This window comes from Virgibacillus salexigens, from assembly GCF_014905415.1.
GTDB classification, from domain to species: domain Bacteria; phylum Bacillota; class Bacilli; order Bacillales; family Amphibacillaceae; genus Virgibacillus; species Virgibacillus salexigens.
This window is the reverse complement of sequence record NZ_BNEO01000001.1, coordinates 938,566-964,662: the sequence shown is the minus strand read 5'-3', so window position 1 is coordinate 964,662 and position 26,097 is coordinate 938,566. Positions and strand designations below refer to the sequence as shown.

General features: G+C 36.3%; 19 protein-coding genes and 1 pseudogene. 17 read left to right on the top strand and 3 right to left on the bottom strand.

The window, feature by feature from the left end; translation table 11 throughout:
* Positions 1-192 precede the first annotated feature (192 nt).
* The gene (locus JKP73_RS04325; protein ID WP_200410950.1) at positions 193-927 is read left to right on the top strand and encodes a WecB/TagA/CpsF family glycosyltransferase; all 735 of its coding nucleotides are present in this window, start codon (positions 193-195) and stop codon (positions 925-927) included.
* Between the two features lie 36 nt (positions 928-963).
* Here the strand turns inward: JKP73_RS04325 and JKP73_RS04320 are convergent, their stop codons facing one another.
* Positions 964-2,025, bottom strand: coding sequence for an LCP family protein (locus tag JKP73_RS04320; protein WP_021289731.1), 1,062 nt, complete (start codon positions 2,023-2,025; stop codon positions 964-966).
* A 135-nt stretch (positions 2,026-2,160) separates the two neighbouring features.
* Between JKP73_RS04320 and JKP73_RS04315 the strand changes: the two genes are divergently transcribed.
* From JKP73_RS04315 to JKP73_RS04240, 16 genes and pseudogenes are all read left to right on the top strand, one after another.
* Positions 2,161-2,385: a DUF1659 domain-containing protein gene (locus JKP73_RS04315; RefSeq protein WP_038242320.1), complete on the top strand. Its 225-nt coding sequence runs from the start codon at positions 2,161-2,163 to the stop codon at positions 2,383-2,385.
* Positions 2,386-2,417: 32 nt separating this feature from the next.
* Positions 2,418-2,636, top strand: a complete 219-nt coding sequence (locus tag JKP73_RS04310) for a DUF2922 domain-containing protein (RefSeq protein ID WP_021289729.1) — start codon at positions 2,418-2,420, stop codon at positions 2,634-2,636.
* A 71-nt stretch (positions 2,637-2,707) separates the two neighbouring features.
* Entirely contained in the window at positions 2,708-2,842 is a 135-nt protein-coding gene (locus tag JKP73_RS04305; RefSeq protein ID WP_021289728.1) for a YvrJ family protein, read from the top strand.
* 246 nt (positions 2,843-3,088) lie between these two features.
* Complete coding sequence (locus JKP73_RS04300) at positions 3,089-6,169, top strand: beta-galactosidase (RefSeq protein ID WP_038242325.1); 3,081 nt, start codon at positions 3,089-3,091, stop codon at positions 6,167-6,169.
* Positions 6,170-6,341: 172 nt separating this feature from the next.
* The gene (locus JKP73_RS04295; RefSeq protein ID WP_160806801.1) at positions 6,342-6,962 is read left to right on the top strand and encodes a YesL family protein; all 621 of its coding nucleotides are present in this window, start codon (positions 6,342-6,344) and stop codon (positions 6,960-6,962) included.
* 15 nt (positions 6,963-6,977) lie between these two features.
* Positions 6,978-9,236: a helix-turn-helix domain-containing protein gene (locus tag JKP73_RS04290; RefSeq protein WP_200410949.1), complete on the top strand. Its 2,259-nt coding sequence runs from the start codon at positions 6,978-6,980 to the stop codon at positions 9,234-9,236.
* Between the two features lie 372 nt (positions 9,237-9,608).
* Positions 9,609-10,977 (top strand): annotated as a pseudogene (locus JKP73_RS04285) (alpha-L-fucosidase).
* Between the two features lie 348 nt (positions 10,978-11,325).
* Positions 11,326-12,330, top strand: a complete 1,005-nt coding sequence (locus tag JKP73_RS04280) for an ABC transporter permease (protein WP_160806799.1) — start codon at positions 11,326-11,328, stop codon at positions 12,328-12,330.
* 14 nt (positions 12,331-12,344) lie between these two features.
* Positions 12,345-13,250 (top strand): carbohydrate ABC transporter permease, encoded by a 906-nt coding sequence (locus tag JKP73_RS04275; protein ID WP_160806798.1) that lies wholly within the window; start codon positions 12,345-12,347, stop codon positions 13,248-13,250.
* 78 nt (positions 13,251-13,328) lie between these two features.
* Positions 13,329-14,930: a type 2 periplasmic-binding domain-containing protein gene (locus JKP73_RS04270; RefSeq protein WP_200410948.1), complete on the top strand. Its 1,602-nt coding sequence runs from the start codon at positions 13,329-13,331 to the stop codon at positions 14,928-14,930.
* Positions 14,931-15,095: 165 nt separating this feature from the next.
* Entirely contained in the window at positions 15,096-17,837 is a 2,742-nt protein-coding gene (locus JKP73_RS04265) for an alpha-mannosidase (protein WP_160806796.1), read from the top strand.
* A 38-nt stretch (positions 17,838-17,875) separates the two neighbouring features.
* Complete coding sequence (locus JKP73_RS04260; protein WP_160806795.1) at positions 17,876-19,177, top strand: glycoside hydrolase family 125 protein; 1,302 nt, start codon at positions 17,876-17,878, stop codon at positions 19,175-19,177.
* A 252-nt stretch (positions 19,178-19,429) separates the two neighbouring features.
* Positions 19,430-20,491, top strand: a complete 1,062-nt coding sequence (locus JKP73_RS04255; protein WP_021289717.1) for a Gfo/Idh/MocA family protein — start codon at positions 19,430-19,432, stop codon at positions 20,489-20,491.
* Positions 20,492-20,521: 30 nt separating this feature from the next.
* Positions 20,522-21,832, top strand: coding sequence for an alpha-L-fucosidase (locus JKP73_RS04250; protein WP_021289716.1), 1,311 nt, complete (start codon positions 20,522-20,524; stop codon positions 21,830-21,832).
* A gap of 25 nt (positions 21,833-21,857) precedes the next feature.
* Entirely contained in the window at positions 21,858-22,730 is an 873-nt protein-coding gene (locus JKP73_RS04245) for a sugar phosphate isomerase/epimerase family protein (protein ID WP_200410947.1), read from the top strand.
* 305 nt (positions 22,731-23,035) lie between these two features.
* On the top strand, positions 23,036-23,659 hold the full coding sequence (locus tag JKP73_RS04240) for an NUDIX hydrolase (protein WP_038242334.1): 624 nt from the start codon (positions 23,036-23,038) through the stop codon (positions 23,657-23,659).
* 47 nt (positions 23,660-23,706) lie between these two features.
* On the opposite strand, the gene JKP73_RS04235 is transcribed toward JKP73_RS04240, so the two are convergent.
* Both JKP73_RS04235 and JKP73_RS04230 read right to left on the bottom strand, forming a co-directional pair.
* Complete coding sequence (locus tag JKP73_RS04235; RefSeq protein ID WP_021289713.1) at positions 23,707-24,678, bottom strand: formylglycine-generating enzyme family protein; 972 nt, start codon at positions 24,676-24,678, stop codon at positions 23,707-23,709.
* Between the two features lie 20 nt (positions 24,679-24,698).
* Complete coding sequence (locus JKP73_RS04230) at positions 24,699-26,090, bottom strand: sulfatase family protein (protein ID WP_160806793.1); 1,392 nt, start codon at positions 26,088-26,090, stop codon at positions 24,699-24,701.
* Positions 26,091-26,097 lie beyond the last annotated feature (7 nt).

Sequence of the window (26,097 nt, the reverse complement as noted above, 5' to 3'; positions counted from 1 at the left end):
CCTTAAATAATTAATAGAAAATCGAAATATATAATGGTAATATTAAACAATAATAAATGATAATTTTCTTGCTTTTTTTTAAAACTAAGTTTAATTTTACTACGAATATGTGTATTCGTAAATAACATGTATATTACAATTCTGTAAGCTCTATTGAATAGACGTTTATCGCACATGAAAGGTTGCATAGGAATGAAGCATTTTGAGAGTACCGTTACAATTATGGATATTCCCTTTATTAGTACAACGAGGGATGAATTTGTAACCCATCACTTAATCCCTCATTTAAATCGCCAACAGAAGTGTTTTGTAGTAACTGCAAATCCAGAAATTGTTATGAAGGCAAGAGAAAACGATTCGTATCGACAAATTATACAGGCTGCCAATTATATCGTTCCGGATGGTGTAGGCATATTAAAGGCAGCTCAATATCAGCGGCAGCCGTTGCAAGAACGGGTTACTGGATATGAATTAACGCTTGACTTATTAAATTATGCGAATGAACAAGGGCTAAGCTGCTATTTTTTAGGAGCGAAGGAAGAAATTAATTATAAGGCTGTATCTGAAGTAAAAAAAACTTACCCCAATATTACAATTGCAGGACACCATCATGGCTATATCGATATTGAGGATGAAACATTTGCTCAATCTATTAAGGAAAGTCAACCTGATATGATCTTTGTAGCATTAGGTTCACCAAAACAAGAGCAATGGATCGTAAAACATAAAGATAAATTTGATAAAGGATTATTTATGGGAATTGGTGGTGTCTTTGACGTATTAGCGGGAGAGGTGAAGCGTGCTCCTCAAATGTGGGTCGATCTTAACTTGGAATGGTTGTATCGATTGTTAAAGCAACCATTTCGCTTTAAACGAATTCTAACAGTACTGGAATTTATGTTGCGAATTTACTCGAGAAGGTATTAACTAAGCGTGGCTTTTCACTAGCCACGCTTATTTTTATTAATTGTTCGTAGTTGAATTAGACATTGCCTCATCCGTTGTACTATTGTATTCTGATTGTTCAGCATTTGAAGTGGACAGGTCTAAATGTGTCCGTAATTCATTCTCGATCGCTGTTCTACTCGTTTGATCTACTTGATAATACCAGAGACCATCGTCTAATTTTCCACCGGTTCCTTCAAAGTTAACAGTATTCATTACTAGATCCGTATTCATCCCGTAACTCATAAAACTTTTCATTTCATCAAAGGAGAGATTGGTCTTTAAATTACTTCCAACTGCTTGAATAAGATCGTCTAGTTTAAAAATAGAAGATGCAGAAGCGGCTTCTTTTACAATGGTTTTAATAATTTCTTGTTGTCTTTTACCACGTTCAACATCACTATCATATTTACGGCTTCTTGCAAGTGCTAGTGTTTCTTCCCCATTTAATTGTTGGAGGCCAGGGCTTAACTGAATGGCATTTTGATTATCATTCGAATCCATTTCCCTCATTTGAAAGGGCACATCATATTCAATTCCACCTAAGGAATCGACTACTTCTATAAACGCTTCAAAATTTACTCGAAGATAATAATCAACAGGTATATTCATGAATTTTTCCACAGTCTCCATCGTTTTCTTCGGGCCACCAATAAAATGGGCATGATTAATCTTGGTATAACCGTATTCTGGAACATTAACATAGGAGTCTCGGGGGATACTAAGTAATTTCACGCTGTTTTCTTCTTTATTAAATGTTGCTAATAATAATGCATCCGATCTGCTTTTTTCATTGTATCCTCTGTTTTCACTGTCATCTACCCCGATAATAAGCACGGATACATTATCTTCAATTGGATTTACAGCTGTATGACGCAATTGGGATTGTTCATTTTCTCGACCGACTTTTTGATAGGAGTCATCTGCAGTATCTTGTGCAGTAGAATAAATATGATATCCATAGGAAAGAACAGCTATTATAATTAGTGTGAGGGGGATTCCCGCATATATGAGCAGTTTTCTTCGTTTGCGTCTCTTCTCCTGTTTTCGCTTCCCCATTCGTTGATTTTCGACAAACACTATGTTTACACCTCATCTATTATACTAATCATTATTTTACTATTAAAAATTCTATTCGTAAATGCAAAAGTATTTTGAGAATTTGCCACTTTACGTTAACTTCTTTCGATTGTAAGGCTAGAGGGAGGTGATTACATGGCGAGTTCTCAATTAACCAATTCTTCATTGTGGTTGGTCTTTGACAATGGTATCAATGAAAGCACAGGAAAAATGGTTACCAAAACAAAGAGCTTTAATAATGTCAAAACTGCTGCAACTGCGGAACAACTTTATATCATCGCTGAGGCTTTTACTAACCTGCAACAGTTACCACTTGAGGTGGTTGAACGTAAAGACACATCGGAAATTTTGGCAGAATAACGGAAAAAACCAAAAGGGAAGGGGGAGTCAAGTTGAAAAAGCTCGAATTGAAGTTTGAAAATGTGGAAGGTAAAACAGTCACGTATAGCATTGATCATCCAGTTGAGCCAGCTAATTCCGTTGATGTGAATACAGCAATGGAACAGGTCATTGCTCAAAATGCGTTCACTTCAAGTGGGGGAGATCTTGTTGCAAAGAAGAGTGCAAGAATTGTTGAGCGTGTTGTAGAAGAAATTGATCTTGACGTATAAATGAATGCATAACAGGTAGACCGGTGGCTTGGCTTCCGGTCTATTTTATTAAAAAGGAGGAGAATAAGGGCATGGAGACATGGGTCCCATTTATGACGGAAGTGGGTTTTCCAATTGCGGTAACTTTCTATCTGTTGCATCGTATTGAGGGGAAATTAAATGTTCTAATTGAATCCATTCATGCATTGCCAGATCGTTTGAAATAATAAAAGGAAAGCATTCTCACTAATGTACCCTCTATTTTCTTCAAATGGGGGTACATAGTGTTATTATTGGGGTTTTAAAAGATAAACAAACGTTTGAACAACTATTATTTGTACTAGTAAAATAACATGTTAATTATCATTTAGGTGTATAGGTAAAGAATGACATAGAGATAAAAAATGACATATTTACGGCTTTATTTAAACAAAGTAAGCTAGCTACATAATACATTAAGGTAGGGGGATATTATGTCGGAAACGCTAATTTTTTATGATCCTTTTTTTCCTTTTGATGGGGAACGGCCAAGCTCATATTTCTTATATCAACTAAAGAAAACGAGTACAGTCGTAAACGCATGTTGTTTAAAGGAAGCTTTTGATAATAATAAAGTTACTTGTTTTATTAACTTACATGGTTCCTATTTTCCAAAACAAGCTTGGAAATCAATTTATACCTATTTTAAGTCTGGAAATGGATTCATTCACTTGGGAGGGATCCCCTTTCGAATTCCTTGTATTATCAAAAATGGAGAGTGGCAGAAGGAAGCAGAGCAGACTGCTTATCATCAGCAACTGAATATTCATGAAGCCTTAAGCGTTCGTTCGGAAAATGTGAAAAAATTAGCATATAACCAAAATATTCCGATATTTAAGGGTAAAGATACATTATTTTCAATTCAGGATACATACAATTTTATCTTACATGTTACCAAGACAAGCTCCATTTCTGCAGAAATGGGTTCAGCCGGACCAATGGATGCAGGTATTTACCCATTGGTTCAAGGAGTTACGAGCAATGGTAGAAATGTTACTGCTCCTAGTGTATTAATTGAAAACACAAATGGAAGTTTTGCAGGCGGTCGATGGATATTTATCAATCAAAAAATACAAAAACAATTTTGGACTGAATTAGGCTTCGAATTATTGGAAGATTTAATTTCCTATTCGAATAGGAAGGTAACCGAATTTCATTTAAAAACGAACTACGCTTCTTATGAGAATGGGGAGCGTCCGATTGTTTATTTACAATCGCAATCATTTATCGAGGGTGCGATAGCATGGACCACGTCATTTAAGATCTATAAAAATAATGAACTTCTATATTCTAAGTTTATGAGAATTAATGTTACGGAGCTGCAAAGAAATCATTCATTTATACTCCCCATCGATATAGAACCTGGTTTGTATGAGCTAACCTGTATTACTGAGTCAGAAAAAGGGGAGACAAGAGTTCTTCAACAAGGTTTTTGGGGAATGGACAAGCGACTCTTAGCAGAAGGGGAACCATTAACTTGTGAGCGTGACTATTTTATAAAAGATGGACGACCAATGCCAATTGTAGGAATGACATATATGACATCTGATGTTGCTCGTTATTACTTATTTTTACCGAACCCACATATGTGGGATCAGGATATGGCCCATATGAAGCGTGCTGGTATCAACTATATTCGGACAGGATTATGGACGGGATGGCGCCATATGATGTTTATCGATGGGCACATGGATGAAGGAATTTTACGTGCTATAGATGCATTCATCTTATGCGCAAAGAAACATGAATTAGAAGTAACATTCACGTTCTTCACTTTCACTCCAGAAGCATGGGAGGGTGATAATCCATATTTAGACCCTAGAAGCATTCATGCGCAAAAGCGATTTATTACCTCTATTGTATCCAGACATATTGAAACGACGAATATTAATTGGGATTTGATTAATGAACCGTCTTTGTTTGATCCGAAAAGGCCATTTGCAGGACCTAAGTCGCTGCATGATTCATTTGATCGGAAGAATTATCAAGCATGGCTAAAAAATCGTCATCGGTCCATTAGTAAGCTTCGGGAAAGGTGGAATGTAACCGAAGAAGATTTGCCTTCTTTTCAAGCAATCGATCCTCCCGAATCGTCAGAAATCAATTTCAGTATTCGAGATATGATAACTGGAAAAAGGGGGATGAAGTGGTTAGATTATACGTTGTATACCATGGATATGCATAATAATTGGGTACGGGAATTAACATATTCGATTAAACAACTAGCAACCAATCAACTTATTACGGTAGGTCAAGATGAAGCACTAGGGGGACTTAGGCCTTCTCCTCTATTTTATAGTGATTCTGTTAATTATACGACGAATCATACATGGTGGCTTTTGGATGACCTGATTTGGGATGGGATTTTCTCAAAAACACTTACGAAACCTAACCTTATTCAGGAAACTGGAATTATGTATGTTGAAACCCCTGATAATCGTGCTAAAAGAAGTGAAGAAGAACTAAGAAATATCTTAGAGAGAAAATATGCATATGCTTTTTCGACTGGTGGCGCAGGTGCAGTTCAATGGCTGTGGAATACGAATTATTATATGAATAATATTAATGAGTCAAATATTGGGGCAATACGAGCTGATGGTACTGAAAAACCAGAAGTAAATGTATCCTATGATTTTGGCGAATTCATAAATAATATCAGAGATCTTTTTAAAAAAAGAAAATTAGAAGATATTGTAGTTGTATATCCATATTCCAACGATTTTTCCAATCGTAGATTTTCTGTACAGTCAACGACAAAATTAACGCGAACATTAGCTTATGAAATGAATATTCCATTTCGAGCTATTAGTGAATATCATTTATCGGAATTAACGACGGCTATTCCTAAATTAATTATCGTACCAAGTCCACATAATTTTAGTACAACGGCACTTAATCAAATCGTAGAGATTGTTAAAAATAATGAAGTCAACTTGCTATTTACAGGGCCAATTAATATAAATGCTTATTGGAAGAATACCGAACGAATGATGGCTACAGTAGGAGAAACAACAATAACCAATCTTGTCCGGGAAGAAGTCTTTCAACTAGAAGGAAAGCAGTATTTTGCTGCCTTTGGAAAAGACAGAATTGCTGAATCCATGAAAGAGGTGAATACAGAGAAATACACCAATGATGTAAATACGTATCAAATGGGAAAAGGGAGATTATTTTGGTGTGGATTACCAATGGAATTAAATGAACGCAGCGAACCATTAGCTGCATTGTACTCCTATGTTATTGAACAAATTGGGATTTCTCCTGAATTCTATTGGAAAGAAGGTGATTTCCCAGGGATTTATGGAAGAAAGTTATCGTTTGAAACCGGAAATTTATTTATATTTGTCTCTGAATTCTCTAGGGATGTGAAAGTTGCCATTACGGACCAATTAACAAAACAAAACTATTCATTCCTATTGCAATCAGAACGTATCGTGATGTTTTCTACAGACAAAAACGGTCAGATAATATCGGTATATCGGCCGAAAGAAGTGGCTGTATCAACGGGAATCTAAAGGAAATGATGGAATAAGACTTAATTTCTGATAATTAAGTCTTATTTTTAAATATGTTAATAAATGAGAAATTTTGTATGATATAATAATGGAGAAAACCTACTAATTTACCTTTAGCAAAGTATTTTTCTAAACATAAAAGAAAGCGTTTTCAAAAAGGGGGGATAAACTGATGCTCTTACATGGTTTTATAAAGCTACTTTATGATTTTGGTAACTGGTTGTATAAAGTTGCTTACTTACATTTTCTATGGCTTCTATTTACAGCGTTAGGTTTCGTTATATTCGGTATTACACCAGCTACTACTGCTCTGTTTGCAATACTACATAGTTGGTCTGAAAGGGATATTGATAAGCCAACCATGAAACATTTTTTTAGCATTTATAAAGAAAAATTTAAAGTAAGTAATGGTTTGGGGGTCGTCTTATTATTAATAGGAGGATTTCTATACTTTGATATCTCCATTTCTCATGATTACATTCAATCCTTTTATTTACATAGTCTATTATTAATTATTAGTTCTTTTTATATTATTATACTTCTATACATTTTCCCTATCCTTTCACGCTATAACCTAAAGTTTCACCAATACGTCAAACAAGCCTTTCTAATAGCTTTGGCACAGCCGTTAGAAACAATAGCAATGATTATTAGTTTAATATTACTCTTCTATTTTTTTAGTTATCTACCAATCATGTTATTTTTTGCGGGTTCATCAATAATTGCTACTCCTCTGATGTGGTTAGCCAAACGGGCATGTGTACTAGTAGAGAAGAAGCAGACGAATGAATAGGCAGGGGGGGAAACGATGTGGAGAAAAAGGAATAAATCCCGTTTGTTGTATAAATATATTATATCCTATCTGCTAGTATTTCTAGTGCCTTTTCTAATTATGAGTATGATCATTTATTATAATTCAGTTGCAAACTTACGGGAAGAAATAGAACAAGCTAATATTAATAAATTAGAGCAAGTAGAAAATATAACAAATGAACGCATGAAAGAATTAGAGACATTAGCAGCTAGAATCTCTTATGACCCAAGGCTAACCCCTTATATGTTTAGCCATGATTATTATAGCGGGGAAGCAATTGATGAATTGAGGAAATACAAAGCCAACAGTTCTATTATAGAGGAGTTATTTATTTACTATCATAATAATGAACGAATTTATTCTACTAGTGGTTCTTATTCATTTGATGCTTTACTAAATAATAAATATCATTTTAATAAGTGGGAAAAGAAAGATTTCATGAAGGATTTACATACACCATTGCCCTTCATAAAGCCAATAAAACATGTAGTTATCAATGATGATGAACATAAGAATATGATTGCCTATTTGTTTCCAATAGCCCCTGGAAACCCTAGTCCATATGGAACGGTCATGTATTTAATTAAAGAAAGTAACATGACAGATCTAATAGAAAATATTTTAGGTGATTTTAAAGGGAATGCTTATATTGTTAATGAAGATAACCAAGTAATTGCTTCTAGTATTAATGATGACTTCATTCAAGAGAATGAAGTTGACTTCGATTCCGTAAGAAAGCATGGCATAAGCAGTTTAGATGTAAATGGGAAAGATTATTCTATTGTATCGGTAGAATCAGAAATAAGTAATTGGAAATTCATTACGCTTATGGATACCAATCAATTTTTTAAACGTCTGGATAATACGACCCTACTAATCTTAGGGATGCTTATCATTCTACTAATAATAGGTTTTATACTGGCTGTTTTAATCGGGAAGAATCAATACAAACCAATTCGAAATATTGTTGAAATTACGAGGAAGGGAAAAAACGGGAATAGAGAGTTCGAAGGTAGGAATGAACTAGAAACCATTAGAAAAACTATTACCAGTGCATTTGAAGATCATCAAACATTGAACGAAACGATGTATATGCAAAAACCATTTGCAAGGGATCAGGTTTTTGTAAAGTTATTAAAAGGAAGTATTTCAAATAATGGTGAAATTGATGTCATATTAGATGCACTGCATATACACATGGAGCAAGGCTACTATTTTGTCGGTATCGTATATTTCGATAAGGGGTTGTTTAAAGAAGGAAATATAAAAGAAAGAGAAAAACTTTTTGGGAAATTATCCAATTTATCATTTGATAAAGCCAGTGCTCATGGTATTGATTTACTTTATAACGATGCCATGGCAATGATTATTAGTATGGATAGAAACATAAAAGACCCTAGTGAGCAGCAAAAGAAACTTATTTTAGAAATGCAGCAATATATGAAGAATTTCACTATAAAGGAACCTACGATAGGAGTAGGGACTGTATATACAAAGAAGTCTCAGATTAACCGCTCCTATATAGAAGCTTTGGCAACGATAGAGTATAAATTTATAAATCCGCCAGGTAGTGTAATTTACTTTGCAGACATCAGTGTGGAGACTGAACAGTCGCTTGGCTATCCAAAGGAAGAACAAATAAAGCTGATTCAAAGTATTAAACAAGGAGATAAAATAGTCGCAATTGAAACGTTGCATCAAATTTTTTCGAAACTAGCTCATAATGACTGCTCTATACAGGTGCTAAAATGTATTTGTTTTGATGTAATTAATACGACCGTTAAGACAATCTCTGAAATTGGTTTAAGTCATTTAATAAAAGATTTTAACCGTATTGTCGACTTTCATTCGATGGAACAGCTGCATCAAAAGCTTGAAAGTTTAGTTGTTGAAATTTGTCATGAAGTAGAGAGGAAGAAAAAAAGTCATAATGACCAATTAAGAAATGATATTTTAAACTATATAAATGAAAATTATCAATTATATGAGCTGTCATTGGAGAATGTAGCACTTGAATTTAAACTATCTGTATCTTATCTTAGTAGGTTTATAAAAGAACAAACTGGAGCTACATTCACACAGTATGTACAAGAATTACGGATGGAGAACGTAAAAAAACAGTTAAAGGAAACACAACATCCAATAAAGGATATTGTGGTAGCAGTAGGGTATAAAGATGTAGCTAATTTCACACGGAAATTTAAGAAGTTAATAGGTGTTACTCCCGGCGAGTATCGAAGATTAAATCAGTAATAAATGAATTCTTATAAGGTTATTTAATTGCAGTAACTTTTCTCTTGTGGGGATTGGAAGTGGTGTAGAGATATCGAGAGGTCAATGATTTTAGCTCAAAAGAGGATAATAGCTCTATGCACTGGGAGTATACCCAGTTGGGTAGGAAGTAAGCTGCCCTTTGATTAGTTTCCTTTTGTGATTGTTGACGTTATTCTATCAACAACCACATAGAAATAGAACTTTCACATAGTAATAATAGAGAGGCTCCTTGTTAGTATCGTTTTAGTGAAAAGGAAGTACAAGTAGAGATGAACCACATATTGATTAGGTGCGAGGAAGAAAGCAAGCTGGAAGTGGTAGAGTCTATTCTAGTTAAAGGAGCTAATAGTCATGAAAGATGAAACAACAAATCATGTTGTGGAAGAAGGAAAGCATCACTATAGTGCTGAGGAGAGTTGGATAGAGCCTAGAGACCCTAAGGTGTTAGAACGATTAGAATGGTTTAAAGATCAGAAATTGGCATTAATGATGCACTGGGGGCCATATTCACAATTAGGGATTGTGGAATCGTGGGCATTAAGTGATGACGATGCAGAGTGGTCAAGAGAAGGTATTGACTGGGTAGCAGATGGAGAGGAGTTTAAGCGTCAATATGTTAATTTGAATAAAACATTTAATCCAATTCGCTTTCAACCGCAGATATGGGCTGATTTAGCAAAACGAGCAGGCTTTAAATACGTGATATTTACGACGAAGCATCACGATGGCTTTTGTATGTGGGATACCAAAGAAACAAATTATCGAATTACAGCTAAAGATTGTCCATTCCATATGCATAAATATGCTGACATCTGTAAGCATGTATGTATTCCATGCGTTTCGCGAAAGGGGCCTTGGAATCGCAGCATATTATTCTAAAGCAGATTGGCATACTCCTTATTATTGGTCCTCAGGGGCGGAGTTTGGTAAGAAAACGTGGAGGGGGCCTTCCTATGATCCCAAACAATACCCTCGGTTATGGGAAAAATATGTCCAATTTAATCACAATCAAATAATGGAATTAATGATGTATTATGGTGACATTGATATACTTTGGCTGGATGCTGGATGGGTTGGAAATGATCAACAAGATATTTGCTTAGGTGAAGTAGTTGAAAAAGCTAGAAGTGTCCAACCTGGATTATTAACTGCTGATCGAATGATGGGAGGAGAATTTGAAAATTATATTACCCCTGAACAAACAATTCCAGATCATCCAATACAGGTACCTTGGGAAAGCTGTATTACAATGGGAACCTCCTTCTCATTTAAATATGAAGATACCTACAAATCAACTACAGAAATCATTCATACATTAATAGAAGTTGTCGCAAAAGGTGGCAATTTGGCTTTAAATGTAGCTCCTCAACCAGATGGCCGTCTACCTGAAGGAGCTATCAAACGAATGGAAGAACTCGGGCAATGGTTAGCCATTTATGGGGAAGCTATTTATGGAACAAGAATATGTGCCCCTTATTATACGAATGATTTTGCTTTTACCAGAAAGGACGACATAACCTATTGTTTTCGATTATCCAAACAGGTTGGTTTGGATGAAAATGAGGTGCTTATTCCATACGAACATCTTGCACAACAAGTTACGCTAGTAGGCTATGAGTGGAACCTAGATTTTAAACAAATAAATAAAGGGTTAAAGGTGACAATACCAGATCAACTTAATGACGAAAAGACAATTGTTGAGGTTTTTCGAATTAGATAACAAAGGTGGAAGAGCGGCCCGGTAATTGTATTTAGGTATTAACTGTACGGAAACGTAGAGGGGGGAAAATATCCCCCCACTATTTTCTTTTTAGTAACCCTGCAATATATGTATGATACATGCATATATTGCAGGGTTTGTTTTTTGGATTGACATTAAAGCTACCGTCTTTGCTTATGTAAAGTGAAACATAGTCAGTTAAATATGACATAGTACAAGCTGCAAAGCTATTGATGTGCATATAGAAAGATGTTTTTTGACAAGCGATGACGAAAACGACATATTGATTGTATTTTCTGAAAAATGTAACATGTAAGCAGTTTCTTAAATAGGAAAGGGGGAGATTCGATGAGCCCTGCTAATTCACCACTACCTAAAGAAGACAGTTATGTTCAGCATACTCAGCCTATCAGAAATCAAGATTCGGTGAAAAAGAAAAAAACGAGGAAAAAAGGAAAAAATAGAAAGATCCTACAAAATTGGCAATTATACATCTTTGTATTGCCAGCCTTCTTATATTTTATAATTTTCCATTATGTGCCTATGTATGGCGTTCAAATTGCGTTTAAGGATTTCATTCCTACGCTTGGAATATGGGGAAGTGAGTGGGTAGGCTTAGAACACTTTACTAGATTTTTTGAATCCTATTATTTTTGGGATCTAATTAAAAATACGTTAGGAATAAGTATTTATGAATTAATCGTAGGATTCCCACTACCTATTATACTAGCATTAGCATTAAATGAAGCAAAGGATGGCCTATATAAGCGTACAGTGCAAACAGTAACCTATGCACCGCATTTTATATCCGTAGTAGTTATGGCGGGTATGGTAATAGCATTTTTATCACCTGCAACTGGTATTATAAATCACGGAATGCAGCTCTTAGGGCTAGAACCAGTGGCTTTCTTGAGTGAACCAGAATGGTTTAAAACCGTATATGTTTTCTCTGGCGTTTGGCAAAGTACAGGTTGGGGAACCATCATTTACCTTGCTGCACTGTCAGGCGTGGACCCGCAGCATCATGAGGCAGCTATTGTGGATGGGGCTTCCCGGCTACAGCGGATATGGCATATTAATATTCCAGCGATTGTTCCAACGATGATTATCCTTTTAATCATGAATATGGGGAACATAATGGCAATGGGCTTTGAAAAGATATTACTTTTACAAAATCCATTAAACCTTGAATCTTCAAATGTTATCGCTACATTTGTCTATCAGGCTGGTTTATTAGATGCACAATATAGTTTTGCCGCTGCAGTTGGACTATTTAATGCAGTGATCAATGCGATTTTACTTGTTACAGTAAATCACATTGCTAGGAAAACAAGTGAGACAAGTCTTTGGTAGGAGGTTATCAGCTTATGAGTACTTCAATTCAAGAAACAAAAAAAGATAAGTTGTTTAAGGTTTTGGTGTTCTTATTATTAACAGCTGCTCTTGTTATTGTTTTATATCCACTTATATATATCATAAGTGCCTCGATCAGTAATCCGTCGGCTGTCAATTCCGGCGAAATGTGGCTGCTTCCAAAAGATATAACACTAGAAGGATATAGATTAATCTTTCAAAACAATGATATTTGGAGAGGTTATTTCAACACGATTTTTTATACCATTCTTGGGACATTGATTAATTTAGCGGTTACGATTCCTGCAGCATATGCATTATCTCGAAAAGATTTTGCAGGAAGAAATTTATTGATGGGGATGTTTGTATTAACCATGTTTTTTAGTGGTGGATTAATTCCAACCTATCTCGTCGTAAAAAGCTTAGGATTAATTGATACGATATGGGCAATGGTTTTACCGAATGCTGCAGCTGTATGGAATATTGTAATTGCCCGTGTATTCTTCCAAACTTCTATTCCAAAAGGGTTAGAAGAGGCAGCGATCATTGATGGGGCTTCAAACTTTAAATTATTCACCAAAATCATTTTACCTTTATCAGCACCAATTATTGCTGTGATGGCTCTATTTTATGGAGTTGGACACTGGAATGGCTACTTCAACGCTTTAATTTATTTATCTGATAAAGATATGTACCCACTACAATTGGTTTTAAGAGAAATACTCGTATTACAAGAAATGGCCTCACAAAATACAAATATTTCTGGAAGTATGGCGGAAGCAATGCATAGTAAACAGCAGCTTGCTGCGATTGTTAAGTATGGGGTTATGATTGTTTCTTCATTACCAGTAATAATCGTCTACCCATTCCTCCAGCGGTATTTTGTGAAGGGCGTTTTGATTGGTTCTTTAAAAGGCTAGTTAATAGGTAATTGGAAGAAGGGTGGAATGTTGGACGATTTGTTAGGAAAAAAACATTAAAGGAAGGGGAATTGTAGTATGAAGAAAGTATGGATACTATTTACGCTTGTTGCATTCATTTTATTTGGGTTAGCCGCATGTAAGTCTGAAAATGCAAGTGAAGAAACTACTGCAAAAGAGAATATAAAAGTAAATGACGAAGGATTTCCTATTGTTAAGGATCCAATCGAGCTATCAATGATGGCTCCTGGAACAGGTCTTGCTGAGTGGAATGAAATGCCTACATTACAAAAATATGCAGAGATGACCAATATGAACTTTGAATACATTACACCACCTCTCAATGACTTCCAAACAAAATTGAATCTAGCATTTGCTAGTGGGGATATAGCAGATGTTATCTATGGTGCAGGTACTAGTAATTTAACCCCTGCAATGGAAGTCGATTATGGACAACAAGATGTGCTCTTACCTTTAGAAGATCTAATTGCCGAGCATGCACCGAATTTGCAAAAGCTTCTTGATGAGAGACCAGATGTCAAAAAGTCAATTACAACGATTGATGGACATATTTATTCACTACCTACTGTAGCGGATGGTCCTACATCGAGCTGGTACAAAGGACCTTTATGGTATAACGGAAAATGGCTGAAAGAATTAGGTGTTGAAGAGTTACCTAAAACAGTAGACGCGTTCTATAAATTACTGCAAAGATTCAAGACTGAGGATCCAAATGGTAATGGAAAAGCTGATGAAATACCATTACTTGACGTAAAAATGAATAGTTCAAGGCCATGGTTATTAGGCGCTTTTGGAATGAAAGAATGGGGGATAGAGGAAGTTAATGGCAACGTGCGATATACCCCAATTACAGAGAACTATAAAGAATACTTAACGTTTATGAATAAATTATATAAAGAAGAATTGTTAGACCCGGAAACATTCTCGCAATCGGATGAACAAAAGAAAGCCAAGGGACAGGAAAATCGAATTGGTGTATTTCCTGATTATTATTCCTTTTTTACTACTGGCGAAACAGAAGAAGAAGCAACAAATAACCCAATGTTTCAGCCGTTAACAAGTTCAGTATCGAAAGAAGCAATTATACCTCGAAGCCCCGCAATTCAAAGAGGTACATTCTCAATTACAAGTAATAACCCTAGTCCTGAGGCGTCGATCAGATGGGTGGATTATTTTTATACGAATGAAGGGTATGAATTTTTGAATCGCGGTCCTGAAGGCTACATGTGGGAATGGAAGGATAAAGAAGGAGGAGAAAAGGTCGACCGTGAGATACCTGAAGGGTTTAATTCAGAGGAAGATTATCGGGGAACGATTACACCCGATTATGGTATTTCAACTCCTACTATAAGTGGGCCTATTGAGGGAAGACCGTTATCAGAATTCGACAAGTTTATTGCCTCAGAAACGGAAGAAAAGATTGAACCATACGCTGAAGTGCCCTACCCATTAGTTTATTTAACATCAGATGAACAAAAGAAGGCAAATACAATTGAGGTTGATTTGCAATCGTATGTTGAACAGATGGAAGCTAAATTTATTACGGGAGTTGAACCTCTGTCAAATTGGGAAACATATGTGGAGACGATCGAAAAGATGAATATCAAGGAATATATTCAAATCTATCAAGATGCCTATGACCGCTGGTCTGATAGTTAACTGTAGTTCAGTCAGGGTCAAATAGTTGTAAGTGGATGGTATGCTTGTTTTTTAAGAAAAGCATACTAGCCATGTTTGTATAGAACTAAGGTTCTGTAAATTTGATAAGGCAAATTAGCAGATACTTTACAATTATCGAATATCCTAATAGGAGGAGGGAGAAGATTGGAAGATAATCAGACAGTGCATATTATTTCCCATACTCATTGGGACAGAGAATGGTATTTACCATATGAAAGACATCATATTCTTCTGGTTGAGTTGATGGATCGACTCTTAGAAGCACTGGAAAATAATCAGGGTTACAAAAGCTTTCACTTAGATGGCCAAACGATTATGCTGGATGATTATGTACAAGTTCGACCTGAAATGAAGGAAAAGTTGAAAACATATATTAAAGAAGGAAGGATTCATGTTGGTCCTTGGTATATTTTGCAGGACGCTTTTTTAACGAGCAGTGAATCAAATGTTAGGAATTTATTATATGGTATAAAGGATTCAAATGATTGGGGCGGCGTGACTAAGATTGGCTATTTTCCAGATACATTCGGTAATATTGGGCAAGCTCCTCAGCTATTACGTCAGGCCGGCATTCATCATGCTGTCTTTGGGAGAGGGGTAAAGCCAACAGGATTTAATAACATGATTCAAGAGGCATCCAGTTATGAATCGCCTTATTCGGAAATGTGCTGGCGCTCACCAGACGGATCTACGGTAATCGGTATTCTATTTGCTAATTGGTACTGTAATGGAAATGAAATACCCCTGGATGATGAAAGCGCGAAAATCTATTGGCAAAGCCAACTAAAGTCATTAGAAAAATATGCTTCATCATCACAGATGCTAGTAATGAATGGTTGTGATCATCAACCTGTTCAATATAATTTACCAGAGGCTATACAAGTTGCAAAGAAATTGTATCCCAATATAGATTTTAAACATTCGAATTTCAATGATTATTGCAAGGAACTATCTTCAGCGATACCAAACGATGTAAAAATCATTGATGGCGAGTTGAGAAGTCAACATACGGATGGATGGGGAACACTTGTTAATACAGCATCTTCACGTATTTATTTAAAACAATTAAATCAACAGAATCAAGTACTTCTAGAAAAGGTTGCAGAACCACTTGCTTCATTTGCGTGGTTACAGGGGGATGCATATGATCATGACTTATTTGAATATGGATGGAAAACATTAATGCAGAATCATCCGCATGATAGTATCTGTGGCTGTAGCATTGATGACGTCCACCGGGAAATGGTTACGCGGTTTGAAAAGACTCGCCAAGTCGCAAAAGGGATGATTAATAAAAGCCTTACATTTTTGTCAGGAGAAATAGATACGTCCATGTTTAACAAATGGGGAAAATCAACCATTCCATTTGTTGTGTTTAATACTACTGGTCACAATCGTACAGGAGTTATTACGATTAATTTGGATGTTGTAAAACAGTACCTATCTGAGGGAATAAATAAACAAAAGCTGAAAAATTTTTCTATTCAGGATAGGGAAGTGCTAGATAATCACGGGAATATACTAGACTGCCAGATCGAAGATTTAGGTATCGAGTTTGATTTTGATTTACCGAAGGACAAATTCAGACGGCCTTATATGGCAAGAAGATTACGGCTGACTTTTGAAGCTGAAAATATCCCTGCGCTAGGGTATAACTCATTTGCTTTGGTATTAGCTGAGGGATCTGCAAATGATTGTGTGTGGGATTCTTTAATTTGTAATGATCGGGAAATGGAGAATCATTATTTGCATGTAAAAATTAATCCAAATGGATCGTTAACAGTAACAAATAAAATAAATGGTCAACAATATAACGATTTATGTATTTATGAAGATACAGGTGACATTGGTAATGAATACATGTATAAACAACCAAGCGGTGAAAAAACAATCACTACGCGAAATATACAAGCAAAAATATTTGTTGTGAAGGATACTCCCTTTCAGGCTGAATATGAAATCGTTCATGAATGGGAATTACCAATAAGTGCTTCCACATATTTGCATCAAGAACAGAAGGAGCTCGTTTGGTTTACAGAGAGGAAGTCGCAACGAGTATCTGAAACAATTACACATAAAATTACTACAAGAGTGAGGTTGGAGAAAAATAGTAAGGGAGTGTATATCACTACTACCTTTAACAATCAGGCTAAGGATCACCGTATGCGCGTATTATTTCCAACAGATATTCTATCCGATGTTCATTATACAGATTCGGTGTTTGAAGTTGTCAAAAGATTTAATAAGCCTGCAAAAGAATGGAAAAACCCAGATCATTCGCAACATCAGCAAGCATTTGTAAATATAAGTAATGAAAAGAGTGGCTTGACAGTTAGTAATCTTGGTCTAAATGAATATGAAATATTACGTGATGGCAGAAATACAATCGCAATTACATTACTTCGAGCTGTAGGAGAATTGGGAGATTGGGGCTATTTTCCGACACCGGACGCTCAATGTTTAGGTGAACACATCGTTTCGTATTCCATTTTTCCTCATGAAGGAGAACAAAGCAGGCTTGCAAGTTATCAAGCTTCTTACCAATCTCAAGTACCATGGACAGTCAATCAGTTGGGACTTCAAACAGGAGAGCTTCCCCCAACATACGCTTTTATCGAATGGGAGTCTACCAAAGTTAGTTTCACAGCATTAAAGGTTTCGTATACATCAAATGATATCATTTTTCGTGGATTTAATATGGCAGAAACAGAAGCTTGGTTATCAACACGTATGCCAATAGGATCTGTTCAAGTATACAGGAGTAATATTCTTGAAGAAGAATTAGAGACCTTATCCATATCTACTAGTTCTAGCAAATTAGTAATACCAGTAAATCAGAATGAAATCGTTACAGTTGGCTTCAAGAAAGCTGAAACCATTGGTTAGAATTAGTAGCAACTTGCAAAGGATGTGTTACGGGGACTATGTCAAAAAACCTACCTACATCAATGACCGACCTTATTGATCAAGTGAAGGAAAAGTTCAGCGGTGATCCAAAAATACAAACGATGTTCGAAAGTTGTTTCAAGAACACCTATGAAACGACGATTCGACCACAATGGGATGGATCTACCTTTGTCATTACTGGAGACATACCAGCGATGTGGTTAAGAGATTCAACAGCTCAAGTAAGACCCTATTTACTTTTAGCAGAGCATGATAAACATATGGCAGATCTTATTCAAGGCGTAATACAAAAGCAGGTTAATTATATTAATCATGATCCTTATGCAAATGCATTTAATGAAACCGCAAATGGAAATTGCTATAACGAAGATAAAACGGATATGACACCGTGGATATGGGAGCGCAAGTATGAAATAGATTCCCTTTGTTATCCCATACAATTAGCCTACTTGTTTTGGAAATCAACAGGGAGAACATCTCATTTTAACGCAGATTTTATAAAAGCCGTTCATCAGGTTATTCATACATGGCAGATCGAACAATACCATTTTAGAAAGTCTAGTTATCAATTTATAAGAGAAAATTGTCCTCCGCAAGATACGTTAGCAAATGAAGGAAAGGGTCTACCTGTAAATAATACTGGTATGACATGGAGTGGATTTCGTCCTAGCGATGATGCGTGTCAATACGGATATTTAGTACCAGCAAACATGTTTGCTGTGGTAGTGCTAAGCCAAGTTGCTACAATTTCTGATGAAGTTTTTCATGATGCAAATCTTAAGAAAAGAGCTATTCATTTAGCCGATCAAATTAATCAAGGAATACAAACGTTTGGTAAGGTCGAACATCCGCTATACGGCATCATTTATGCCTATGAGACAGACGGACGGGGAAATTATAATTTAATGGATGATGCAAATGTACCTAGCTTACTATCCATGCCGTACTTAGGCTATTGTGATGTGATGGATCCTATTTATCAAAATACACGTAGGTTCATTACTAGCGTAAATAACCCATATTATTATGAGGGTAAAATAGCTAATGGAATAGGAAGTCCACATACGCCTAAAGGCTATGTTTGGCCTATTGCATTGGCAATGCAAGGGATGACCGCGAAGGAAGGCATAGAAAAGGATCAGATTCTTGATCTTCTCAAAGAAACGGATGCAAATACAAATTTCATGCATGAAGGGTTTCATATTGATAACCCTGAAAGGTTTACGAGACCATGGTTCTCCTGGGCTAATTCGATGTTTAGTGAATTTGTATTAAGTAGGCTAGGATATTTTGTGAAGGGGAGTCCACTAGCTAAGTAAAGGTTTAAAATACTAATTTGCAGATAGTTGTAAAAAAGTAAGACATTATTTTCTATTTCCTGGGAAATGTCGACAAAATAAGTAAGAAATCGTTCGTCGTAGGAGGATAAGTGGAGCCAACTACCAGTAAATACCCGATTCTGTTAGGGGATACAAGGATTTAGGTCACAAAGGTGCTGCCACAATTTTCTCTGTTGGGTGAATACATGATTCAAGGTTAGATTTGAATAAAAGTGAAGAGGAGCTAAAACAATGGCAAAAATAAAGGTTGGAATAATTGGGTTAGGCTCTATTTCGGAGATGCATTTGGCATCGTACGAGAATCATCAAGATGTAGAAATTTATGCGGTTTGCGATATAAATGAAGAAAGAGCTAGGGAAAAAGCAGGAAAACACCATGCTAAGAAATTTTATACAAACTATTATGATCTACTGAGAGATTCGGAGATTGAAGCAGTAAGTATTTGCACATGGAATAATACGCATGCTGAAATTTCGATAGCTGCATTGGATGCAGGTAAACATGTACTTATCGAAAAACCTTTATGTAAAACTGTTGAAGAAGCTTTGAACATACAGAAAGCAGTAAAAAGAAGTGAACAAACATTGCAAGTAGGTTTTGTTAGAAGATTTGGGACCAATACACAGGTATTAAAGCGTTTTATCGACTCTGGAGATATTGGTGATATTTATTATGCAAAAGCATCATGTATTCGTGCATTAGGTAATCCGGGTGGATGGTTTGCCGATAAAGAGAGGTCTGGAGGCGGCCCGCTTATTGATCTTGGCGTTCATGTTATTGATATGTGCTGGTACCTTATGGGGAAACCAAAGCTTCAATCGATAAGTGGTAATGCTTATCATAAATTGGGAAACCGTTCGAATATAGAAAATAAATCATATTATAAAGCGGCAGATTATGATCCCTATAAAAATACGGTAGAGGATATGGCTAATGCAGTAATTCGTTTTGAAAATGGTGCGTCATTAATGGTTGATGTCAGTTTTACGCTCCACGCAAGGGAAGATACAATTGCTGTTAGTGTATTTGGAGATAAGGGAGGTGCTGAAATTGAGCCAGAATTACAACTTATCACTGAGAAAAATAATACGATTCTAAACACCACACCTCAAATTGATGCATTGACATTTGATTTTAAAACGGGCTTTCAGCATGAGATTGACCATTTTATTTCTTGTGTTAAAGGAGAACGAGAAACACTTTGCCCTGTTGAAGATGGTATAGAAATGATGAGAATACTAACTGGTATCTATGAATCTAGTGAAAAAAGAGAAGAGGTTCGATTGGATTAAATGACATTATTTTAATGGAGGTATTCTTTGGTGAATGTACCTACTGAGAATTTAAAGTATATTAATTGGCCTAATAATTACGGAGATCCTCAATGGTTTATACACGACCGATTTGGTTTGTTTATTCATTTTGGCCTTTATTCTGCTGGTGCAAGACATGAGTGGTTCATGACGCGCGAAAAAATAGATTTACAAGCGTATAAAAAGTACTTTGATTATTTTAATCCCGATTTACTACATGCAAAGCAGTGGGCACAGTATGCTAAAAAAGCAGGTGTGAAATACGTTGTGATCACCACAAAACACCATGAAGGATTTGCTTTATGGGATTCAAAACTCACGGAATATAAGGTTACAAATACAGTAATAAAGAGAGATTTGCTCTATGAGGTAGTAGAAGCAATGCGTGAGGAAGGTTTAAAGATAGGGTTTTATCATTCACTAATTGATTGGAACCATCCTGACTTTATAATTGACGGGCTTCATCCATTAAGAGACGATGTTTCTAAGCGCTCTTTAGCAAATCGCAACATGGATACGTATATAGAATATTTGAAAGGGCAAATCCGAGAATTATTAACAAATTACGGAGAAATTAATTATCTATGGTTTGACTTTTCTTACTCTCACAGAGACTGGGGCTGGGCAAAGGGAAAAGGAGCTGTTGATTGGCGATCAGAGGAACTAGAAAAGTTAGTTCTAGAATTACAGCCGAATATACTTCTAAATGATCGGTTGGATTTAAATAGAGGTATCATGACTCCTGAACAGTTTCAACCGAATAGGCTTAACAAAGAAAATAATCAACCTGTCATTTGGGAAGCATGTCAAACAATGAATGGATCCTGGGGCTATCATCGAGATAATTTAAATTGGAAGTCTTCAGATACATTATTAAAGATGCTGATTGATACAGTTTCTAAGAACGGTAATTTTCTCCTGAATATAGGACCAAATGGTCGTGGAGAAATTGATGAAAACTCGGTAGTTCGTCTGAAAGCAATAGGAGAATGGATGAGATTACACGCTCGCTCTATCTATGGTTCAAAACAAAGTGAATTTGAAGCGCCTATTGATTGCCGTTATACCCAAAGAGGTAGCCAATTATATCTTCACATATTTTCATGGCCATACAAGCATATCCATGTAAAAGGCTTAGCAGGTAGAGTATCTTATTGCCAATTTCTACATGATGCTTCAGAAGTTAGATTTGCTGAATACGATCCTAAAGAAGTCATTACAAGTACGGAAACAACGATTGACAGAGATTCTGTTGTATTAAATCTACCTGTACAGAAGCCGAATGTAAGTATTCCAGTTATTGAATTGTTTTTAAAATAATAGTAACTATGAGAGGTGATAAAAAATGAAAGTAGGTTTAAGTACGTATAGTTTGTTAGATGCAATTAATTCTGGAGAAATGACTGTACTCGATATAGTTGAGTGGATTAAGGAAAATGGAGGAGAACATATGGAAATCGTTCCGTATGGCTTTACTTTAGTAGACAATCCAAATTTAGCTGATGCTATTAAGGAAAAAGCTGTAAAGGAAGGTATTGAACTATCCAATTATGCGCTTCCAGCTAACTTTGTCCAGCCCACGGATGAGGAATTTCATGCAGAAGTAAATCGTTTGAAAGCACATGTGGATTTAATTCGACGTATGGGGATAAAGCATATGCGTCATGATGTGACTGCCTTCACACTCCCCCCAGAGAAACGGACGATTGAGTACTTTGAAAACAGTTTGCCACAAATTATCGAGGGTTCTAGACAAATTGCTGATTATGCAGCGGCATTTGGTATTACTACGACAATAGAGAATCATGGAATGGCTGTACAACATAGCGATCGAGTACATCGTGTAATACAAATGGTGGACAGACCTAATTTTAAGACGACATTAGATATAGGAAACTTTTTATGTGTAGATGAAGCTCCGATTGTTGGGGTCAAAAAGAACCTCCCTTATGCTTCTCTCATACATTTTAAAGACTTCTATTATCGACCATTTTACCAAAATCCGGGAGAAGGAAAATGGATTAAAACAGCTAATAATAATTATTTGAGAGGTTCCATCTTTGGCCATGGAGATCTTGAATTAAGGGAAATAATAAAACTTATAAAAAACGCAGGTTATGATGGATATATTACGCTTGAATTCGAAGGTATGGAAGAGTGTAAACAAGCATCAAAGATAGGGATGGCTAATATTAAACGGTTATGGGATGAAAACTAAAATAAATTCTGAATATAGAATAAATAAATTTAAATCAAGGATTATTTGGAGGAAAGAGCAATGAAGTATTTATCGTTCCATGTTGAAAACCGTCAATATAAAAATATCGTCGTATCATTTCCCGGGAAATATCGACAGTAAAAGTTGAATGAGCCTATTATAAAATAGGTTGTCGGATCTAGGGAGAAAGAGGTTCTATGATAAAACGGTACAGAGCACCTGTATCGTTTTGTGCTGTTTACTTATTGTTCATTCCATCTATTGGCAGGTATAATTGAAGTAATGGAATACATGGAGGTGAAGAAATGAAAGCACCTGATGTGATAGCTAAACTAAAAGATCGTACACCAACGATACTAGGAAGGGAAAACTTCCATGAATTCGCAATATTAATTCCGCTGGTGGAAATAAATAACGAGACACATCTCCTCTTTGAAGTTCGCTCTATTCACATGCGAAACCAACCAGGAGATATTTGTTTTCCAGGAGGAAGATTAGAACAAGGCGATGTAGATGAAAAACATGGTGCCATTCGAGAGACAGCGGAAGAATTAGGGATAAGTGAAGAACAAGTGGAAAGTGTTATTCCTCTGGATTATATGGTGTCGGACTTCGGGAGAATTATTACTCCATTTGTTGGTACACTACGTCATCCAGAAGAGATTGTTCCGAATCGGGATGAAGTGGAGGAAGTATTTACAGTCCCACTACACTATTTTCTTGAAACCAAACCCGAAGTGTATAAAGTTAATTTTCAAGTAATTCCAGAAGATAATTTCCCATATAACCTGATTCAAGGTGGCAAAAAATACGAATGGCGACTACGTGAATTGGATGAACTATTCTATCAGTATCAAGACAAAGTGATTTGGGGATTAACAGCTAAACTACTGCAGCATTTTGTTCAATTGATTTATTCAGAGGCATAGTTGTTAATATAAGGTCTTCCACAGAGAATATGGAAGACCTGTGTTTATTAGTTGGATGAAAGATCCTTTACACAACGAAATCCGAGATTTCCAGTTGAGCTATCAGGTGTATTTGCTGACCTTGCAGCAACTCGATACCGATTACAATAACTGTGATGACATAAATACGAACCACCACGCATTACTTTACTTGAGCAGCTATTTGGTCCTTTTGGATGAACTGATTCAGCTTGAAGGTTATTGTCTGCCGTAAACCAGTCTGCACACCATTCCCAAACGTTGCCAGAAACATTATATAGGCCGAAGTTATTAGGGGGATATGTTGTTACGGGGGCAGTGCCAAAATAACCATCCTCTTGTGTGTTTTGAGTAGGGAATGTTCCTTGCCAAATGTTACATTGATGGACGCCGTTTGGTGTTAATTCATTTCCCCAAGGGTATATTTTTTGCTCAAGACCTCCACGTGCAGCGAATTCCCATTCGGCTTCAGTAGGTAGTCGTTTTCCAGCCCATTTACAGTAAGTCATTGCATCGTTCCAAGATATATGAATCACAGGATGATCCATTCTTCCATTTATGTTTGAATCAGGCCCTTCTGGATGTCTCCAATCTGCTCCTTCCACTACCCACCACCAAGGGGTCTGTGGAACATGTTGCGTTACCTTTTTTCTGGTCTGTTTACTAATCAATTGATAGAAAACAAATGACCATCCATATTGCTCGGCTTCGGTGCGATAACCTGTAGATGCAATAAATTGTTGAAACGATCCATTTGTTACTGTACAAGGATCAATCAAAAAGGGGGCTACTTCGATGGATCTAATCGGTCCTTCGCCGTCTTCTGGAAATCCAGCTTGATTTTCTGTACCCATTAAAAATGTTCCACCGGGCACAACTACCATATCGGTTGTTGTATTCTCCGATCTCGCAAATACTTGCTGTTTCTTCGTTTGGCTGTCTTGGAATGTACTTCGTGAAGCTGTACAACAATGCTTTGTTTGATGTTGTTTCTGATTCATTTTCTCATCAACCTTCCCCCTTATATGGTTTCATTATACTGTACCCTCAGCTGGGTTAGTTTGTTTTTAAGCTCCGTAATAACAGGAGCGTATGCTGGATTGTGGTATTCATTCTTTAACTCCATAGGGTCCTTTTCTAAATCGAATAGTTCCCATTCTGGTTCCATTGGTTTATTCACAGCCCCAATTACGTCCAATGGATCTCCATAGTAATAAATCAACTTATAACGTTCTGTTCGTACACCATAATGGGCCGTAACTTGATGGATGGTTAAATGCTCCCAATAACGATAATATACAGCATCACGCCATAGCTTAGGTTTATCTCCTTTTGCTATTACTCTGAAGCTTTCTCCTTGCATGCTTTCTTTAGCTGGTACTTGGCAATAATCAAGAAACGTTGGTGCGAAGTCATTATTAATAATAAAATCCGTAGATACACTATTTGCTTTGATCTCTTTAGGGTACCGCATTACATAAGGCATTCGTAGTGATTCTTCATACATAAATCGTTTATCATACCAACCATGCTCTCCTAAGAAAAAGCCCTGATCGGATGTGTAGATAACAATCGTGTCTTCGGCTAGGCCATTCTTATCTAGGTAATCTAGTAACTTACCAACATTGTCATCAATAGATACCACACAACGTAAATAGTCCTTTATATAACGCTGGTATTTCCACTGCTTCATTTCTTGCTTAGAAAGCCCTGCTGGCGGCACCCCTTTAACATCCTCTTCTTTTAAATCTTCAATACGCATGTCTGCAATTTTCGCTGCATTGGCTCGATCAGCATACGTATCATTAAATGTATCAGGGAAATGCACCGCTTTGTCTTCAAATAGCTGCTTATATTTTTCCGGTGGTTGCCAAGGACGGTGGGGCGCTTTATGGTGTACCATCATCATAAAGGGCTGTTTCCTATTTTTGTTTTCAAGCCAATCAATGGATAGATCCGTAACGATATCCGTTGCATAACCCTTTACTTTTTTTTCCTCACCCATTTCAATCATGACAGGATCATAATAATCCCCTTGGTCAGGGAAAATATTCCAATAATTAAATCCAGTTGGATCACTATTTCCACCATGTCCAAGATGCCATTTACCAATAATTGCAGTATCGTATCCGTTTTCCTGAAGTAGTTTAGGGAAGGTTTGCTGCCTTCCGTCAAAATGCTCGGACAACCCTCTCACACCATTTTCATGACTATAATTGCCAGTAAGGATCGTAGCTCTACTCGGTGCACATAATGAATTGGTGCAATAAACGTGATCAAAGCGCATGCCTTCATTTGCAATTCTATCAATATTTGGCGTTTCTACAAGTGGGGTATGATTATATGAACTTATTGCTTGGGCAGCATGGTCATCACTCATAATAAATAAAATATTTGGTTGCTTGGTATCCATATTCATT

Excerpts from the sequence above, each read along its gene's own strand:
- JKP73_RS04240 (WP_038242334.1), top strand. The coding sequence starts at position 23,036 with ATGAAAGCACCTGATGTGATAGCTAAACTAAAAGATCGTACACCAACG.
- JKP73_RS04270 (WP_200410948.1), top strand. The coding sequence starts at position 13,329 with ATGAAGAAAGTATGGATACTATTTACGCTTGTTGCATTCATTTTATTT.
- JKP73_RS04325 (WP_200410950.1), top strand. The coding sequence starts at position 193 with ATGAAGCATTTTGAGAGTACCGTTACAATTATGGATATTCCCTTTATT.
- JKP73_RS04300 (WP_038242325.1), top strand. The coding sequence starts at position 3,089 with ATGTCGGAAACGCTAATTTTTTATGATCCTTTTTTTCCTTTTGATGGG.
- JKP73_RS04255 (WP_021289717.1), top strand. The coding sequence starts at position 19,430 with ATGGCAAAAATAAAGGTTGGAATAATTGGGTTAGGCTCTATTTCGGAG.
- JKP73_RS04230 (WP_160806793.1), bottom strand. The coding sequence starts at position 26,090 with ATGGATACCAAGCAACCAAATATTTTATTTATTATGAGTGATGACCAT.
- JKP73_RS04280 (WP_160806799.1), top strand. The coding sequence starts at position 11,326 with ATGAGCCCTGCTAATTCACCACTACCTAAAGAAGACAGTTATGTTCAG.
- JKP73_RS04260 (WP_160806795.1), top strand. The coding sequence starts at position 17,876 with ATGTCAAAAAACCTACCTACATCAATGACCGACCTTATTGATCAAGTG.
- JKP73_RS04315 (WP_038242320.1), top strand. The coding sequence starts at position 2,161 with ATGGCGAGTTCTCAATTAACCAATTCTTCATTGTGGTTGGTCTTTGAC.
- JKP73_RS04305 (WP_021289728.1), top strand. The coding sequence starts at position 2,708 with ATGGAGACATGGGTCCCATTTATGACGGAAGTGGGTTTTCCAATTGCG.
- JKP73_RS04295 (WP_160806801.1), top strand. The coding sequence starts at position 6,342 with ATGCTCTTACATGGTTTTATAAAGCTACTTTATGATTTTGGTAACTGG.
- JKP73_RS04290 (WP_200410949.1), top strand. The coding sequence starts at position 6,978 with ATGTGGAGAAAAAGGAATAAATCCCGTTTGTTGTATAAATATATTATA.
- JKP73_RS04235 (WP_021289713.1), bottom strand. The coding sequence starts at position 24,678 with ATGAATCAGAAACAACATCAAACAAAGCATTGTTGTACAGCTTCACGA.
- JKP73_RS04275 (WP_160806798.1), top strand. The coding sequence starts at position 12,345 with ATGAGTACTTCAATTCAAGAAACAAAAAAAGATAAGTTGTTTAAGGTT.
- JKP73_RS04245 (WP_200410947.1), top strand. The coding sequence starts at position 21,858 with ATGAAAGTAGGTTTAAGTACGTATAGTTTGTTAGATGCAATTAATTCT.